Consider the following 15,669-nt stretch of genomic DNA (forward strand, 5'->3'; position numbering starts at 1 on the left):
GGAGGACCCCTCATGAGCAGCCCCTTCGACAACCCCGACGGCACCTTCCTCGTCCTCGTCAACGACGAGAACCAGCACTCCCTGTGGCCCTCGTTCGCCGAGGTTCCGGCGGGCTGGACGGTGGCCCGGCCGCAGGGCTCGCGCCAGGACTGCCTGGACTACATCGGCGAGCACTGGACGGACATCCGTCCCGCGAGCCTGGTCCGGGCGATGGACGCCGACGCCGCGCCCGCACGGTGAGCACACCCCTTCCGGTCACGGCCGTCGCCTTCCTCGCCCGGGCGAGCCAGCTCGGCCTCTTCTCGGCGGAAACGCTCATCCTCCTCGACCAGGGAGTCGCCGCGGACGCGATCGGACTGGTCATGGCCGCGGCCGCGGCCGGCGGGGCGCTGGCCCAACTCGCCGCGGGCCGCTGGGGGCACCGCTGCCGCACCACCCGGATGACACTGCTGGGCACGGGGGTGCAGAGCGCCGGCTGTCTGGCGTTCGCCACCTTCACTCCGTGGTGGAGCCTGGCCGCCGCCGACTTCCTGCTCATGGCGGGGGCGGCCCTGACCGCGACGGGGCTGCGCGCCACCGTGGCGGCCCGGGCATCCGGTGGCCGGTCGCAGGGGACGGGGCGCCTGGAGCGCGCCTACGGCCGGCTGACGGCCGCGCAGATGCTGGGCGCCCTGGTGGGTCCGCTCGGTGCGGGAGCCGTGCTCCTGCACGGCGGCACCACGTGGGCGGCCTGGGCGGCCACCGCCGTCGCCCTCGCCGCGGCCGCGCCCGCGGTCGCGGCGGACCGGCGCGAGCGCGCCGCGGCGAGCCGCGCCGGGGTCGGGCGGTCGGCGGTGGAGAGGGATCTGCCCGGCGCGGCGAAGGAGGCCACGCCACCGAGGTCGGCCGATACGCCGTCGGCGTGGACGGATGCCCCGCCCGCGTCGGCGGATACCCGGTCCGTTCCGGCGAGCACCGTGCCCGCCCCGGCGGACACCACGACGCCGTCGGCGGCCGCCCCGTCCGTTCCGGCGGACATGCCCCGGCGCGCCTCGTCCCGGCCGGCTCTCCTCCGCGAGGCGGCGGCCGGTCGCCGGCCGCCGCTGCCGGGCGCCCTGTGGCCGCCCCTGGTCCTGCTGTTCGGCATCACCGCGCTCTACGGGGGCTACTCCGTGGTCTGGGCCGTGTACCTCCGTGACCTGGGCGCCCGCGACTCCCTCATCGCCTGGTCCGCGGCCTGTCTGGCGCTGCCCGCGCTCGTCCTCTCGCCCCGGGCCGGCGCCGCCCTGCCCCGGGTGTCCCGCCGCCTCCTCGTCCGCTGCGCGGCACTGCTCCTCGGCTGCTGTGCGTGTCTGTACCCGGTGCTCGGCTCGGTGGCCGCGGCGGTCGCCCTGTCGTTCACCGAGGGTGTCCTCCTTGCCGTCGCCCTGCCGCTCATCTCCGCGCAGGTGGCCCGCGACGCCGGCCCCGGCGGCACGGCGAGGGCCTTCGGCCTCCTCGGCACGGCGGACGCCCTCGGCAGTGCCCTGGGCACCGCGCTGGGCGGCATGCTGCTCGCCCGGGGAGGTGCGGCCGAGGCCTTCCGGTTCAGCGGCGTCCTGTGCCTGCTCTGTGTGGCCGCCTCCGTCCGAATCCCCGCGCGCCCTTTCGTGGCCGCCTCCTCACCTCGCTCCCCTTCGTCGTCCGTCCCTTCCGTCCCGTCGTGCCTCTCCTCACCAGAAACCGGCAGGTCCCCGCATGTATCACGGACTCCCCCTCGAATACGTCCTGTCCGCCGCTGAGACGGAACAGATCCAGGAGGCGCTCGCCCTTCTCCGCGACTCCAGCGCGCCCCCCGCGCGGCCCGCCTTCTACGACCGTCACTGGGACGCGGCGTCGCACCTCCCACCCCGGCTGCGCACCTTCCTGGAGCACTTCCGTCGCGCCGAACCCGCCGCGGCGCTGGTGATCCACGGTTTCCCGGTCGACGACAGGGCCATCGGACCGACCCCGGCCCACTGGGCGGACGTGCCCGTCGACGCCCCGCCCCTGGACCAGGAACTGTTCCTGGCCATGGTGGGCACGGCCCTCGGCGACCCCTTCACCTTCTCCACCCTCCAACTGGGCCGGGTCGTGCAGAATCTGCTGCCCATCCGCGGCGACGAGCAGCGGCAGAGCGGCCACGGCAGCGAGTGCCTGCTGGAGTTCCACACCGAGGACGGTTTCCACCCGGGCCGCTGCGACTACCTGCTCCTCCTCGGGATGCGCAACCACGAGCGGGTGCCGACGATCGTGGCGTCCGTGCGCGACGTCAAGATCAGTGACGAGACGGCGGACCTGCTCCGCACGCCGAGCTTCCTCATCCGTCCCGACGACGAGCACGTACGCCAGCTCCAGGAGCGCCACCCCGGCCACCCGGCCCTGGCCGGCATGCTGCGGATGCAGTCCGATCCCCGGCCGGTGCCGGTCCTGTCGGGTGACCGGGAACGCCCCTACCTGCGGATCGACTACCCGTTCATGACGTGTTCCGGCGAGGACGGGGCCGCTCAGCAGGCGCTGGACGAGCTGATGGAGGAGCTGGAGCGGGTCCAGCTCGACGTGGTCGTCGAGCAGGGCAGCCTTGCCGTGGTGGACAACTACGTCGCCGTGCACGGCCGCAGGCCCTTCCACGCCGCGCACGACGGGACGGACCGCTGGCTGAAACGCATGATCGTCAGCCGTGACCTGCGCAAGACCACCCCGTACGCCTCGCCCGGCGACGCGCGGGTCCTCTTCTGACCGCGCTCCGACCCCGGATCCCTCACCACTCCCCTCACCACTCCTTTTCCTCGTTCCCCTCACCGAAAGGAACGGCAGACATGCGCACCATCGTCGTGTCCGGTGGCTCCAGCGGCATCGGCCGGGCCACCGTCGAGCGTTTCGCGCGAGCGGGTGACCGTGTGATCAGTCTGGACGTCGCCGAACCCCAGGAGGAGCCCGGCGGTCCCCTGTCCTGGATCCGCTGCGACGTCGCGGACTGGCAGGCCGTCGACGACGCCCTGGCCCGCGTGCACCGGGACCACTCCCTGGACGTCGTCATCGCCAACGCCGGCATCAGTGTCCGCCACGGCGTCCTCGACATCACCGAACAGGCCGCACGCCGCGTGGTCGACGTCAACCTCCTCGGCACCCTGGGCCTGTGGCGCAGTGCCGCCCGTCTCATGGCGGACGGCGACGGCGGGGTCCTCCTCGCGACGGCGTCCGTCAACGGCCGTCGCGGCTACCCCCACTACGCCGACTACAACGCCACCAAGGCCGGCATCATCGCCCTCACCCAGACCTTCGCCCTTGAACTCAGCCCCCGCATCCGGGTGGCCTGCGTGAGTCCCGGAGCCGTCCTGACACCCATGCAACTCGCCGAGTACACCGACGACATGCTGGCCGACGTCAACGCGCGGATCCCGGCCGGCCGGCATGCCCGGCCCGAGGAGATCGCGGCGGCCTTCCACTATCTGGCCTCGCCCGAGGCCGCCTTCCTGACCGGCCAGGAGCTGGTCGTCGACGGCGGTGAGACGGCAGGCGCGACCACCGCCGAGTTCGGCACCGCCGTACGCGCCGGCGTGCCGGCCTGAATCCGTACGACACCCCTGCCGCCCTCCGTGACCGCCGTCCCGCCCGACTCCCCGGCCGGGCGGGACGGCGGCTCGCGCCGGGGGCCGAACAGACCCCACGCCCCGAAAGGCAGGACATCACCATGAAAGCGACCACCCGGGAAGCCGTCACTGCGGCGGGCGGCACCGACACGGTCCCGCCGGAGTCGTTCCGTGAGGTGATGACCCGCTTCGCCGGCAGTGTCACCGTGGTGACCGCCCACAACGGGACGCGCCCGGTCGGCTGCACCGCCACCGCGGTCCTCTCCCTCACCGACCGGCCGCCCACCCTCCTCGCCTCACTGGCCTCGGACAGCGCGACTCTCCGGCACATCAGGGCCGCAGGACTCTTCGGCGTGAGCGTGCTGCCCTACCGGCTCCGCTCGCTGGCCGCGCGGTTCGCCGAGCTGCCGGCGGACCGGCGTTTCGACGGGGTCGACCACACCTCCCCGCACGGTGCTCCCCTCCTCGGCGGAGCGGTGGCCGGTGTGGTGTGCCGCGTCACCCGGTACGTGTCCCTCGGGGACCACGTGCTGGTCGTCGGTCACGTGATCCACGCGGAGACCGACGAGGACGCCGAGCCGTTGATCCACTTCGCCCGTCGGCAGACCCGGCCGCAGATCCGCACACAGACCCGGACGGAGGTGTGACATGGAGGTCCACACGTCCCGGACCCGGGGCCCGTCCGCCTGGTTGCGCCGCTACGGCGCCGAGCCGCCCGCGGCCGAGGCCACCCTGGTCTGTCTGCCGCACGCCGGCGGCGCGCCGACGTTCTTCCGTGACTGGCCGGAGCTGATGTCCCCCCGGGTGGACGTGCTCGCGGTGTGCTATCCGGGGCGTCAGGACCGCTTCCACGAGCCGCCGGTCACCGGCATGGCGGAGCTGGCCGACGCGGTCGCCACCGCACTCGTCCCGCTCGCGGACCGGCCGCTGGCCGTGTTCGGGCACAGCATGGGCGCGGCCGTCGGGTACGAGGCGGCACGGCTGCTGCGGGCGCGTCACGGGATCGAGCTGTCGTACCTCTTCGTCTCCGCGATGGTGGCGCCGCACCGGCTCCGCAGGCGTTCGCGGCATCTGCTGTCGGACACCGAGCTGACGGCCGAACTCCTCGCCCAGGGCGGCACCGACGCCGGGGTCCTGGCCGACGACGAGCTGCGTGCCCTCGTGCTGCCCGCCGTCCGGGCGGACTACCGGCTCATCGAGACCTACCGGCACGACGCCGGGGCCGAGCCGCTGGACACCCCGGTCGTCGCGTATCACGGGCTCCAGGACCCGGCCGTCACCGAGGCGGCCGTACAGGAGTGGCGGCGCCACACCCGGGGGACGGCAGAGGCCAGGTCCTTCCCGGGCGGGCACTTCTATCTGCGCGAGGCCCGGCGGGCGCTGACCGCCGATCTGCGCGAGCGGCTCCTCGCGACGGCGCGCCCGCTCACCAGGCCGGCGGGTGCAGTGCCAGGACGAGCAGCGTGCACGGGGAATGAGCCCCGTTGAGGGCGTAGCCGAAACCGCTGGGCACATAGAGCGCTTCCCCGACCCTCAGCCGCAGTTCCAGAGCACGGTCCAGTACGGCGCGGGTCTGTCCGGGCGGCGGGGGTTCCACCCGGCCTCCGCAGCTTCCGCGCACGGGCAGGAGCACCAGGTCGGTCGCCGCGGTGTTGCCGGTGCTCTGCGCACCGGTGTGCAGGGTGACGTACGAGCTGCCGACACGGCAGCCCAGCAGTTCACCGAGCCCGCTGGTCAGCCGCGCGGTCCCGGCGGCCACACCGTCCGGCTCGGAGTCCGGGCCGGGCTCAGGTGGCGGGGCCGTGCGTCCGCGCCGTACGCCGTCGCCCTCCGACAGCACGGCGTCGACGCCGTCCGGCCACACCAGGGCCGGTCCCCTGTCCCGGTGGACCGACAGACACAGGGCCAGATCCCTGACGAAGAGCTCCGGCCCGGACATGCCCTCCCGACGGTCTTCCGCGTAATCCACGTCCCGCTCCGCTCCGCATCGCACCCGCAACGTCCCGCGTGCCGTGGTCCACGCGCGGACGGCCCGTCCGTGGTGCACGGGACATCCCGGGAAGGGCAGGTCTCCTGTTGTTCCGCCACATGACCGCGGGCCGGGCGGCGTCCGTGGCGTCGGCCCGTTCCCGCGGTTTGCAGAAACTGTGGTGCACGCGGCGGGGGTTGCGGCAGTCCCGGGATCACGGTACCGAACCGGTGGCGGCCCGTCGCCACCGGGCGGAGGCCGCCCGGGCGGTCCGTGGCGTGCGCTCGCGTCAGCCCTCGGATCCCGCCTCCGGCGCTTCGTCGAGGAGCCCCTGCTGCGCCGCGAGGACCCCGGCCTGGAAGCGGCTCTCGGCCCCGAGTGTCTCCATGATGTCGGCGATGTGTTTCCTGGCGGTGCGCAGGGACATGCCGATCCGGCGCGCGATGCTCTCGTCCTTCAGGCCGGCCGCGAGCAGCCGGACGATCGTGCGGTGGATGTCCTTGGCGACCAGTTCCAGGCCGTCGGCGGCGGCGTCGGAGAAGGGTGCGGCCTGCGTCCACGCCTGCTCGAACACCTCGCAGAGGTAGTGGACGACCGACGGTTCCCGGATCACCACCGCCCCCCAGGTGCCGCCGCGTTCGGGGACGAAGGCCACCTTGCGGTCGAAGACGATCAGCCGGCCGAACAGTTCGTGCGCGGTGCGGTATTCGGCGCCGAGGGCGGACACGGTCGCGACGTAGGCCTGGCTGGGTCCGTTGAAGCGTGCCGTGTGGTGGTAGAGCGTGCGCATCCGCACCCCCCGCGACAGCATCGCGGTGTCGCGGGCCAGAGCCTCCTGGAGGACCTCCGGGACCCGGTTCCCGCCGGGCTGACTGGTGAGCATCTCCTCGGCGCACTCCTCGGCGGCCCGGTTGAGGGCGGCCCGCACCTCCTCCACGCCGGGGATCACCTCGAGGTCGACGGACTCCCGGTTGAGGCTGTCCCGGTAGTGGCAGCGCAGATCGGCGAACTGGTCGCGGATCCGGTGCAGTTCGGCCTGCTGGGTGCGGATCGCCGACTCCATGGAGATGGTCACCACGGCGGCCACGAGGTCCGGGTCGACCGGGCGCAGCCGCGCCGGATCGTCCAAGTCCGCTTTGAGCAGGCCGAGTTCGGTCAGGGAGACGACGGCTGCGAGCACCTCCTCCCGGCTGAGGCCCAGTTCCCGGGACGCGCGCTCCGGGTCCATGCGTTCGTTGGCCGCGACCCACCGGTACAGGGCGACTTCCCTGTCACTGGGTCTGGCAGGCGGGTCGAATGCCCGGTTCTGTTCAGGTATAACCACTACATCCCCTGTTCGTTTTGCTGCGGGGCAGCTTGGTGAGCCCCTTCATCGCTGGTCATGGCCGCCGTCGGCACGGAAGTCTTGGGGCACCGGAGATCGAATACACGGAACTGCCGGTTCCGCTCGACGAATCACCATCAGGAGCGCCCCACATGAAATCCATCCGTGCCGCCGTCGCAGCCTCCGCCGTCGCGTGCATCGCATTCGGTGCGTTCACCGGAACGGCCGCCATCGCGTCGGCTCCCACGTCCGGAACGGCCGCGCATTCCGTGCTCGCCGGCGGCGGAGGGACGGACGGGGACAGCGGCTGGGGCGGCCGCGTCATCAACGACGCGGTGACCGGTGCGGCCGGCATCACCCTCTCCGGTGACAGCGGCTGGGGCAGCTCGGGCAGCTGAACCGGTCCGCACGCCGCTCGACGAGCTGGGGCGACGGCGCGACGACTGGAACGCTGAGGGGAACGGCGTGTCCGAGACCTGACATGACCCCAGGTCAGAACGCCGCCCCCGGACCGGGCAGACGGTCACCACTCGGTTTGCACACCCCCACCGTGTCGTCCCCCGACCACGGGCGCACCTTAACCCGCGTCACCCGCACTCGGCTCGGCGGCGCGCGAAACGTGCCCGGGAGTCCTGTCCCGCCGGCCCTGCGACGACCCGGCGACGGCCCGGCCGCGAGGCCCTCGCGTTCACCAAGAAAGGCACACCTGTGAGTCCGTTCACCGTCGAAATACTGAAACAACTCAGCGACCGTGAGCTCGAAGTGCTCGGCTATCTCGCCGAGGGCCACACGTATTCCTCCATCGCGCGCAGAATGAATCTGAGTCCGCACACCGTGGACACCTACCTGCGCAGAATCCGGGGAAAGGCGGGAGTCAGCAACCGGGCGCATCTCATGGTGCTGGCCTTTCAGGTCTCCCGGCACCACGAGTTCGGGCTGGCGCAGGCGTGAACTCCTGACCTCCTCGACGACGGCGGAGGGCGCCGGTGGGAATCACCCACCGGCGCCCTCCGCCGTCGTGCCGTGCGTCCCTGCGCGGCACACCGCTCAGCCGGCGGCCACCGCCGACCGCTCGCGCCGCTCCACCTCCTGACGCACCAGCGGCAGCAGCGTCCGGCCGAACTCCTCTGCGTCCCGCAGCGGTTCGTACCCGCGCAGCACGAAGGTCGTCACGCCGATGTCCATGTAGTCCAGCAGCGCCCTGGCCACCGTCTCGGGGGTCCCCACCAGCGCCGTGGAGTTGCCCGCCGCCCCGGTGGCCGCCGCGGGCGCGGTCCACAGGGCCCGGTCGTGGCGCTCGCCCTTCGCCGCGGCGGCAAGCAGCCGCCGGGAGCCGGCGTTCTCGGGACGCGCCGAGGGGCCGAGCGGAAGCGGCGGCCGGTCGCGAGCGAAGAAGGAACCCGCCGTGCCGCGGCGGCGGATCGCGTCGAGGACCCCGTGCGCCCGCTCCCACGCCTCCTCCTCGGTACGGCCGAGCACCGGCCGGAACGACACGCTGATCGTGGGCGGCGCCGTGCGTCCGGCCGCGCGCGCCGCGGCCCGCACGGCCGCGATCTGCTCGGCGGTCTCGGCCAGCGGCTCGCCCCACAGCGCGAACACGTCCGCGTGCTTGCCGCCCACCCGGTGGGCGGCAGCCGAGGATCCCCCGAAGTACAGGGGTATCCGCGGGCGTTGCAGCGGCCGCACCTCGGAGCGGAAGTCCTCGAACCGGTAGAAGCGGCCCGCGTGGCCGAAGCCCTCCTCCTCGGTCCACGCCCGCCCGACCACCTCCAGGAACTCGTCGGTGCGCGCGTAGCGGTCGTCCTTGTCCAGGTGGTCGCCGTCGCGACGCTGCTCGGCGTCGTTGCCGCCCGAGATGATGTGGACGGCGAGTCGTCCGCCGCTGAAGTGGTCGAGGGTGGCGAAGGACCGCGCCGCCACGGTGGGGGCCAGGACACCCGGCCGGTGGGCCAGCAGCAGCCCGAGGCGGTCGGTGTGCGCGGCCACGTGGGCGGCGACCTGGGCGCCGTCGGGCGAGCTGGAACTGTGCCCGATCAGCACGCGGTCGAACCCGGCCTCCTCGTGCACGCGCGCGAAGCGCCGGGTGAACCCGGGGTCGACGGCGGGCCCGTGGGAGCCGCCCTCGGAGTCCCTGGTCCCGATCATCCCGATGAACTCAACCGGCACGGTGGTCACCGCCTCGTGTCGCGAGGGTCAGGGCGTCCGCTCCGCGCGGGCCGGCACCGGCCGCTGCTGCCAGCGCCGCCCGGTCCAGCTTGCCGTGCGGGGTGAGCGGCAGCCGGTCGAGATAGCGCAGGCGCTGCGGCAGCATGTGCGCGGGCAGCCGCCCGGCGAGGTGCTCACGCACGCGGTCGGGGGGCAGCGCGTCGCGGTCGGCGACCAGACAGGCGCCGAGCACGGGCGTACGGCCGCTGTCGTCGACGAGGCAGGCGGCGCCGCCGACACCGGGGAGCGCGCGCAACTCGGCCTCGATCTCGCCGAGTTCGATGCGGAAGCCGCGCAGTTTGACCTGGCCGTCCATCCGGCCCGCGTAGTACAGCAGGCCGTCGGCGTCGGCGAAGGCCCAGTCGCCGCTGCGGTAGCGGCGGCCCGTTCCGTCCGCGGCGGCCGGGAAGCGCTCGGCGGTGAGTCCGGGGCGGCCGAGGTAGCCGTGGCTCACCCCCGCACCACCGACCCACAGCTCACCGGGCTGCCCCGGCGCCACCGGCTCTCCCCGTGCGTCGCGCAGTTCGACGGTCAGGTGGTCCAGGGGCCGCCCGATCGGGGTGCGGCCGCCGGCGGCCGCGCGCAGCACGTCGGGCGTGACGGTGCAGTGGGTGACATGGACGGTGGTCTCCGTGATGCCGTACATGTTGGTGACGGTCGCGGCGGGCGCCGTCCCCGCCTCCCACCAGCGGCGGACGTCGTCGGGCACGAGTGCCTCGCCGCCGAGGACGACATGGCGCAGGGCCGGCAGCCGCAGCCCGCCTGCCGCGGCCTCGGTGACGAGGTTGCCGAACGCGGAGGGCACCTGGTTGAGCACGGTGACCCGCTCGGCCGCCAGCAGCCCGGCGAAGGCCTCGGGGTCGGCGGCGGTCTCCCGGTCGACGAGCACCGCCCGGCCGCCGTACAGCAGGGCGCCCCAGATCTCCCAGACGCTGAAGTCGAAACTCCAGGAATGGAACAGAGTCCACACGTCGTCGGCTCCGACGTCGAACAGGGGCACCGCGGCGTCCAGCAGAGCCAGCACCTGTGCGTGCCCGACGACGCAGCCCTTCGGGGCGCCGGTGGAACCCGACGTGTAGATGGTGTAGGCGGTGTCCGACGGCAGGACGGGGGCGTCGTCGGTGTCGGGGGCGGGCGGACGGGCGACGAGGACGAGCGGCCCCAGGTCGGCGAGCACCGTCTCGCCGGGCTCGGGCGGCCCTTCGGAGAGGAGCAGCCGAGCACCCGAGTCGTCGAGCAGATAGCGCTGCCGCTCCCGCGGATACCCGGGGTCGACCGGCAGATAGGAGGCTCCGGCGCCCAGGATGCCGAGGAGCCCGGCGAGGGCGTGCCGGGACCGGCCGGCGCGCAGCGCGACGGGCCGGCCCGCGCCGACCCGGCCACGCAGGGCGCGGGTGACGGCGTCGGCGTCCTGGGCGAGCCGGCCGTAGGTGACCGATCCCCGGTCGTCGGTGACGGCCGTGCGACCGGGCTCCCGGGCCGCCACCGCACGAAACCGCGCGTCGAGCCGGTCCACCCCGTCGACGGCCGCACGGACCGGCTGCGGGACGGGTTGCGCGACGGGTTGCGGGGGCTTCATACGGCACTCCTGTCGTCCGTCGCGGCGGACCGCTCGTGGGTCAGGGCGTGGGCGAGGTAGCTGGCCACGTCGTCGGGGGTGGTGCCGCGCCCGAAGACGCGGTCGGCGCCCAGTTCGGCGGCCATGGCGGGGTCGAAGCGCGGGCCGCCCACCACGAGCAGGGGGCGGGTCCGCCCGGCGAACGCCGCGTCCAGTTCCGCGCTGAGTTCACGCACGTTGGTCAGGTGCGCGTCGCGCTGGGTGACCGCCTGGGAGACCAGGACGGCGTCCGCGCGTTCGCTCACCGCCCGGCGCACCAGGTCGGTCACCGCGACCTGGGCTCCGAGGTTCACGACCCGCATCGAGTGGTAGTACTCGAGGCCCTTCTGCCCGGCGAAACCCTTGACGTTGAGGATGGCGTCGATGCCGACGGTGTGGGCGTCCGTCCCGACGCACGCGCCGACCACGACCAGTTCGCGTCCCAGGCCCTGGTGCAGGGTCTCGTCGACCTCCTGGGCCGACAGCAGCGGGTACTCCCGCTCCAGGACGTCGACGGTGTCCAGTTCCACCCGGTGGGCGACCGCGCCGTACACGACGAAGAAGCTGAACTCGGTTCCCACCGGCCGGGCGTGGACCAGCAGGGGACGTTCCAGGCCCATCCGGCGGGCCAGTTGGAGGGCCGCGGCCTCGGCGAGGGGGCCGTGCGGCAGCGGGAGGGTGAACGACAGCTGCACCATGCCGTCGTCGGTGGTGTCCCCGTAGGGGCGGACCGCGGGCGGCGGTCCGGCGGGGGTGTTCATCGCTGGTGTCCTCCTTCTGGGCCGGGATCCCCGGACGCGTCCAGTAGTTCGATGGCGGGGTTGCGGTAGCCGGGAGCGCGTGCGGCCACCCCGTCCCGGCCGCGGCCGCCGTCGACGGGACGGCGCATGCCGCCGAAGGTGCCCTCGGCGATGGCGTCCAGCAGACCGCGGTCGCACAGGCGCTCCAGCAGGTCGACGGCCTCGCGCAGCACCGTGTCCGCGCGCCGGGTGATCACACCGCCGGGCACGGGCCGGAAGTCCTCCTCCAGGGCGCCGGCGGCCTCCATCACGTACCGCACGTTCTGGAGCGCCAGGTCGCGGTCGGAGAGGAAGGGGGTGACGACGGCCTCGGTCATCATGCCGACCAGCAGGATGTCCTGCCGGGTCAGGGCCCCGGCCAGGTTGAAGAACCCGTTGAGCAGATAGCCGCGGAAGACGTCACCGGTCATGTGCCGGGTCGGCGGCATCCACTTGAGCGGGGCGTCGGGGAACAGCTCGCGGGCGAGCAGGGCATGGGACAGTTCCATCCGGAACGAGTCGGGCAGGTCCGGGTCGATCTCGAAGGCGTGCCCCAGGCCGAGCTGGGCGTCGGTGAGTCCCGCCTCCTTGCCGAAGTACTCGTTCAGAAGCTGGCTGGCGGTCACCGTGTGGGCCGCCTGCATCGCGTCGGCGGTGGTGAGGTAGTTGTCCTCGCCCGTGTTGATCACGATGCCGGCGCGGGCGTGCAGTTGCCGGGAGAACCGCTGGTCGACGAAGGTGCGGACGGGGTTGATGTCGCGGAAGAGGATGCCGTACATGGAGTCGTTGAGCATCATGTCGAGCCGTTCCAGGCCCGCCAGCACGGCGATCTCCGGCATGCACAGCCCGGACGCGTAGTTGGTCAGGCGGACGTAGCGGCCGAGCCGGGCCGACACCTCGTCCAGGGCGGCGCGCATCAGGCGGAAGTTCTCCTGCGTGGCGTAGGTGCCCGCGTATCCCTCGCGGGTGGCGCCGTGCGGCACGTAGTCGAGCAGCGACTGCCCCGTGGAGCGGATGACGGCGATGACGTCGGCGCCGCCGCGGGCCGCCGCCACCGCCTGGCGGACGTCCTCGTGGATGTCGCCGGTGGCCACGATCAGGTAGACGAGCGGTCCACGGGGCTCGCCCCACTGACGGATCAGGCGCTCGCGTTCCGTGCGGCGGTCGTCGATGACCGCCAGGCCCCGGGCCATGGCCCGGCGGGCGTCGCCCACCGCCTGCTCGGCGGCGGCGCCCTCGGGCAGCCGGAAGGACACGTCCCGGGCGGTGGCGCGGGCCGCCAGCTCGGTGAGGTCGCGGCTCGTCCCGGTGCGCAGCGCGTGCCAGACCGGCAGCGCCACCCCGTGTTCCAGGCCGACCTGGTCGCGCACGGCGTCCACCAGCCGGTTGACCCAGGGGATGCCCTCGGCGTCGGCCCCCGACAGCCCGGCCAGCCGCAGCGCGGCCCGCTCGACGGCCACGGTGGTGTGGGACCGGGCCATGTCCACCACCGGCCGCCCGGCGCGCACGGCCAACTCCCGTGCCCGGGCGGCCAGACGAGGATCGAGCCCCAGCTTGCCGACGGGGGCGGCAGGAGGCCGGGAGACGGCGCTCCCGCCAGGGCCGGCCGAAGCCGAAGAAACGGCGCTGCCGGCCGGGACGGCCGGAGCTCGGGAGAGGCCGGCGTCGGACGGTGCGGCCGGGGGCGGGGAGGCAGCGGCTGCTGTGTGGGGTGGGGTGAGTCTGCGGGCGTACAGCGCGCGCACTCCCGGATCGGTGCGCACCAGTTCCAGGGCCTGTTCGGCGTGGCCGGGCTGGTAGCCGTTGCCGATCAGCATGGTGACGTCGGCGCGCAGCCCCTCGGCGCCGAGCGCGGCCGTGGGGAACGAGGTGGCCATCGAGAAGAAGACGACGGTGCCGCCGTCGCGCGTCGCCAGCACCGCCGCGTGCTCGCAGCCGGGTACGTCGGTGCAGACCACGGTGATGTCGACGGGACCGCCGGCCCCGTCCAGCCGTTCGCTCAGGGCGACGGCGTCGCGGGCATCGGCCCGCAGGACCGTGTCGGCCAGGCCGGACGCGGTGAGCGCGGCCTCCTCCGGGCGGTCGGGGACGACGCCGACGAGCCGTCCGGCGCCCGCGCGGCGGGCGGCCGCCAGCGCCAGGCAGCCCGACTTGCCGGCCGCGCCCAGGACGGCCACCGAGGGCGCGGTTCCCGCCCGGGCGGCGTACTCGGCGACGGTCCGGGCCGTCAGCGCGGGCGCGCCGCACACGTCGAGTACCGCGAGAGAGAGTTCGTCGGGCAGGTCGGCGGGCAGGGCCGCGGCGACGGACCGCCCGAAGAGGACGGCGTGTCCGCGGGCCGGCACGCGCTCCCCGAGCCCGTCCCAGTCGCGCAGCCCGTCCGTCAGCGTCAGCGGGGTCAGGGTGAGGGAGACCAGGCTGGCCACCCGGTCGCCGGGCCGCAGGCCGAGGGGGGTGCGCGGCCCGGCCTCGGCCACGGTGCCGATGAGCATGCCTCCCGAGCCGGTGACCGGGTTGTGCATCTTCCCGCGCTCGCGCACGATCCGGCACACCGCCGCCCGTATCGCGTCCCCGTTCCCGCCGTGCTCCTCGTGCAGTTGCCGGTAGGACGCCGCGTCCAGGTTGAGGTACTCCACGTCGATGCGCAGTTCGTCCTCGCGCAGGGGGGAGTCGGGGTCGAGCCGCTCCGCGGCCTGCGGCAGCACCCCGGCCGGCGCGAGCACCCGGTGCAGTCCGAGCGGTGAACCCTGCGTGTCTGTGGCGGCGTTCACCGGGCCTCCTCCGGCTGCCCCTGCGCCCAGCGGACCTGGCCGGCGTCGGGCAGGGTGTGCAGCGGGTCGTAGTAGTGGTGGGTGCGGCGCAACGCCTCGGGGTCGTCGTGCTCGACCGAGGTCAGGTAGTTCTTGGACCAGTCGGAGATGCCGAGTTCACGGTCGTAGGCGTCGGCCTGGTGTACCCAGCGCTTGCCGACGTAGGGCACGTCGCACACCAGCCGCGGGGTGGCGAAGCCGGGCAGGTAGCCCATGATGGCGTGCTGGAGGCGCTGTGCCTCGGACAGCGGGAGCCGCCAGTGCTCGGCACCGGGCACGATGTCGCAGAGGTAGAAGTAGTACGGCATGATCTGCGCGCTGTCGAGCAGGGCGAAGCACAGGTCGAGCAGGGCCTCGGGCGTGTGGTTGACGCCGTGCAGGAGTACGCCCTGGTTGCGTATGTCGCGCAGGCCGGCGGCCAGCAGCGCGCGGGACGCCTCGGCGACCAGCGGGGTGACCTGCTGGACGGCGTTGGCGTGGGTGTGCATCGCCAGGCCGACGCCGCGCGCGGAGGCCTTGGCGGCGAGCTGGGCCATGCCGTCGAGCACTTCGGGGGCCAGCCAGTGCTGGGGCAGTCCGACCAGCCCCTTGCTGGCGAGCCGGATGTCCCGGACGTTGTCCAGGTCGAGGAGCCGGTCCACGAACGAACGCAGCCTGGGCCAGGGCACGTTGGCGACATCGCCGCCGGAGACGACGACGTCGCGCACGGTGGGGGTGGCGCGCAGATAGGCGATCATCCGGTCGAGGCGGTCCGCAGGGCGCAGCACGAACCGGTACTTGTCGATCTGCGGGGTGGAGGTGCCGACCAGGTCCATGCGGGTGCAGTGGCCGCAGTACTGCGGGCAGGTGGTGACGAGTTCGGCGAGCACCTTGGTGGGATAGCGGTGGGTGAGGCCCTCGACCACCCACATCTCGGCCTCGTGCAGGGAGTCGCGGGAGGCCAGCGGGTGGCTGGGCCACCTGGGGTGCCTGTCGCTGGCGACGGGCAGCATGTAGCGGCGGACGGGGTCGGCGTACCAGGCGGTGGTGTCCGGCTCGGACGTGGGGGCGACGGTGTTGAGGACCTGCGGGGTGAGCAGGATCGGCATGGTCGCGAACTGCGCCTGGTCGGCAGCGAGATCGTCGTAGAACGCGTCGTCGAGCCCGGTTCCGGCCACCTCGCGCAGCTGCCGGACTCCCTTGACGCAGTGGGCGCGCTGCCACTGCGGGTCGCGCCACTCGGCGGGGGTGACGTGCCGCCAGGCCGGGAAGCGCCGCCAGTCGGGTTCGACGGCCTCGTGGCGACGGTAGGCGTACGGCTGGGCGAGCGCCTCGGTCGCTTCCCGGGTGGGCGGGGCGGGCGGCAGGGGTGCGGTTTTCACGGGGTGCCTCGGATTTCTCCCGGCCGCCGGCGGC

At 73.7% G+C, this 15,669-nt stretch carries 15 protein-coding genes; 8 read left to right on the forward strand and 7 right to left on the reverse strand.

All coding sequences use genetic code 11. The features are described from left to right. The first annotated feature begins 12 nt into the window (after positions 1–12). The 6 genes from OHS71_RS02825 to OHS71_RS02850 all read left to right on the forward strand — a co-directional run bounded on the left by OHS71_RS02825 (position 13) and on the right by OHS71_RS02850 (position 5,078). Entirely contained in the window at positions 13–240 is a 228-nt protein-coding gene (locus OHS71_RS02825; protein WP_328476405.1) for an MbtH family protein, read from the forward strand. Next, the gene (locus OHS71_RS02830) at positions 237–1,760 is read left to right on the forward strand and encodes an MFS transporter (RefSeq protein ID WP_328476407.1); all 1,524 of its coding nucleotides are present in this window, start codon (positions 237–239) and stop codon (positions 1,758–1,760) included. The genes OHS71_RS02825 and OHS71_RS02830 overlap by 4 nt, the downstream gene beginning before the upstream one ends. Then, positions 1,717–2,736: a guanitoxin biosynthesis L-enduracididine beta-hydroxylase GntD gene (gntD, locus tag OHS71_RS02835; RefSeq protein WP_328476409.1), complete on the forward strand. Its 1,020-nt coding sequence runs from the start codon at positions 1,717–1,719 to the stop codon at positions 2,734–2,736. The genes OHS71_RS02830 and gntD overlap by 44 nt, the downstream gene beginning before the upstream one ends. An 80-nt stretch (positions 2,737–2,816) precedes the next feature. Beyond that, complete coding sequence (locus OHS71_RS02840) at positions 2,817–3,569, forward strand: SDR family NAD(P)-dependent oxidoreductase (protein ID WP_328476411.1); 753 nt, start codon at positions 2,817–2,819, stop codon at positions 3,567–3,569. 122 nt (positions 3,570–3,691) lie between these two features. Beyond that, positions 3,692–4,237: a flavin reductase family protein gene (locus tag OHS71_RS02845; RefSeq protein WP_328476413.1), complete on the forward strand. Its 546-nt coding sequence runs from the start codon at positions 3,692–3,694 to the stop codon at positions 4,235–4,237. Between the two features lies 1 nt (position 4,238). Continuing rightward, the gene (locus tag OHS71_RS02850) at positions 4,239–5,078 is read left to right on the forward strand and encodes a thioesterase II family protein (protein ID WP_328476415.1); all 840 of its coding nucleotides are present in this window, start codon (positions 4,239–4,241) and stop codon (positions 5,076–5,078) included. Here the strand turns inward: OHS71_RS02850 and OHS71_RS02855 are convergent. Both OHS71_RS02855 and OHS71_RS02860 read right to left on the reverse strand, forming a co-directional pair. Beyond that, positions 5,017–5,559, reverse strand: a complete 543-nt coding sequence (locus tag OHS71_RS02855) for a hypothetical protein (protein WP_328476417.1) — start codon at positions 5,557–5,559, stop codon at positions 5,017–5,019. The two genes, OHS71_RS02850 and OHS71_RS02855, sit on opposite strands and share 62 nt — an antisense overlap. A gap of 289 nt (positions 5,560–5,848) precedes the next feature. Next, on the reverse strand, positions 5,849–6,787 hold the full coding sequence (locus OHS71_RS02860; RefSeq protein WP_328476419.1) for a helix-turn-helix transcriptional regulator: 939 nt from the start codon (positions 6,785–6,787) through the stop codon (positions 5,849–5,851). A 248-nt stretch (positions 6,788–7,035) separates the two neighbouring features. Here OHS71_RS02860 and OHS71_RS02865 point away from each other — a divergent pair, with 248 nt between their 5' ends. Continuing rightward, a complete protein-coding gene (locus OHS71_RS02865) occupies positions 7,036–7,281 on the forward strand; it encodes a hypothetical protein (RefSeq protein ID WP_328476421.1) in 246 nt (81 codons plus the stop codon). Positions 7,282–7,591: 310 nt separating this feature from the next. After that, the gene (locus OHS71_RS02870; protein WP_328476423.1) at positions 7,592–7,834 is read left to right on the forward strand and encodes a response regulator transcription factor; all 243 of its coding nucleotides are present in this window, start codon (positions 7,592–7,594) and stop codon (positions 7,832–7,834) included. 96 nt (positions 7,835–7,930) lie between these two features. Here the strand turns inward: OHS71_RS02870 and OHS71_RS02875 are convergent, their stop codons facing one another. From OHS71_RS02875 to OHS71_RS02895, 5 genes are read right to left on the reverse strand one after another with little or no spacing between them, the layout of a single operon-like run. Then, positions 7,931–9,049: an LLM class flavin-dependent oxidoreductase gene (locus OHS71_RS02875; protein WP_443046838.1), complete on the reverse strand. Its 1,119-nt coding sequence runs from the start codon at positions 9,047–9,049 to the stop codon at positions 7,931–7,933. Further along, a complete protein-coding gene (locus tag OHS71_RS02880) occupies positions 9,039–10,667 on the reverse strand; it encodes an amino acid adenylation domain-containing protein (protein ID WP_328476427.1) in 1,629 nt (542 codons plus the stop codon). Before OHS71_RS02880 ends, OHS71_RS02875 begins: the two co-directional genes overlap by 11 nt. After that, entirely contained in the window at positions 10,664–11,446 is a 783-nt protein-coding gene (locus tag OHS71_RS02885; protein ID WP_328476429.1) for an OAM dimerization domain-containing protein, read from the reverse strand. The genes OHS71_RS02880 and OHS71_RS02885 overlap by 4 nt, the downstream gene beginning before the upstream one ends. Then, a complete protein-coding gene (locus tag OHS71_RS02890; RefSeq protein WP_328476431.1) occupies positions 11,443–14,235 on the reverse strand; it encodes a lysine 5,6-aminomutase subunit alpha TIM-barrel domain-containing protein in 2,793 nt (930 codons plus the stop codon). Before OHS71_RS02890 ends, OHS71_RS02885 begins: the two co-directional genes overlap by 4 nt. Continuing rightward, positions 14,232–15,635, reverse strand: a complete 1,404-nt coding sequence (locus OHS71_RS02895; RefSeq protein ID WP_328476433.1) for a KamA family radical SAM protein — start codon at positions 15,633–15,635, stop codon at positions 14,232–14,234. Before OHS71_RS02895 ends, OHS71_RS02890 begins: the two co-directional genes overlap by 4 nt. Between the last annotated feature and the right edge of the window lie 34 nt (positions 15,636–15,669).

It is taken from the genome of Streptomyces sp. NBC_00377 (assembly GCF_036075115.1).
GTDB lineage: Bacteria > Actinomycetota > Actinomycetes > Streptomycetales > Streptomycetaceae > Streptomyces.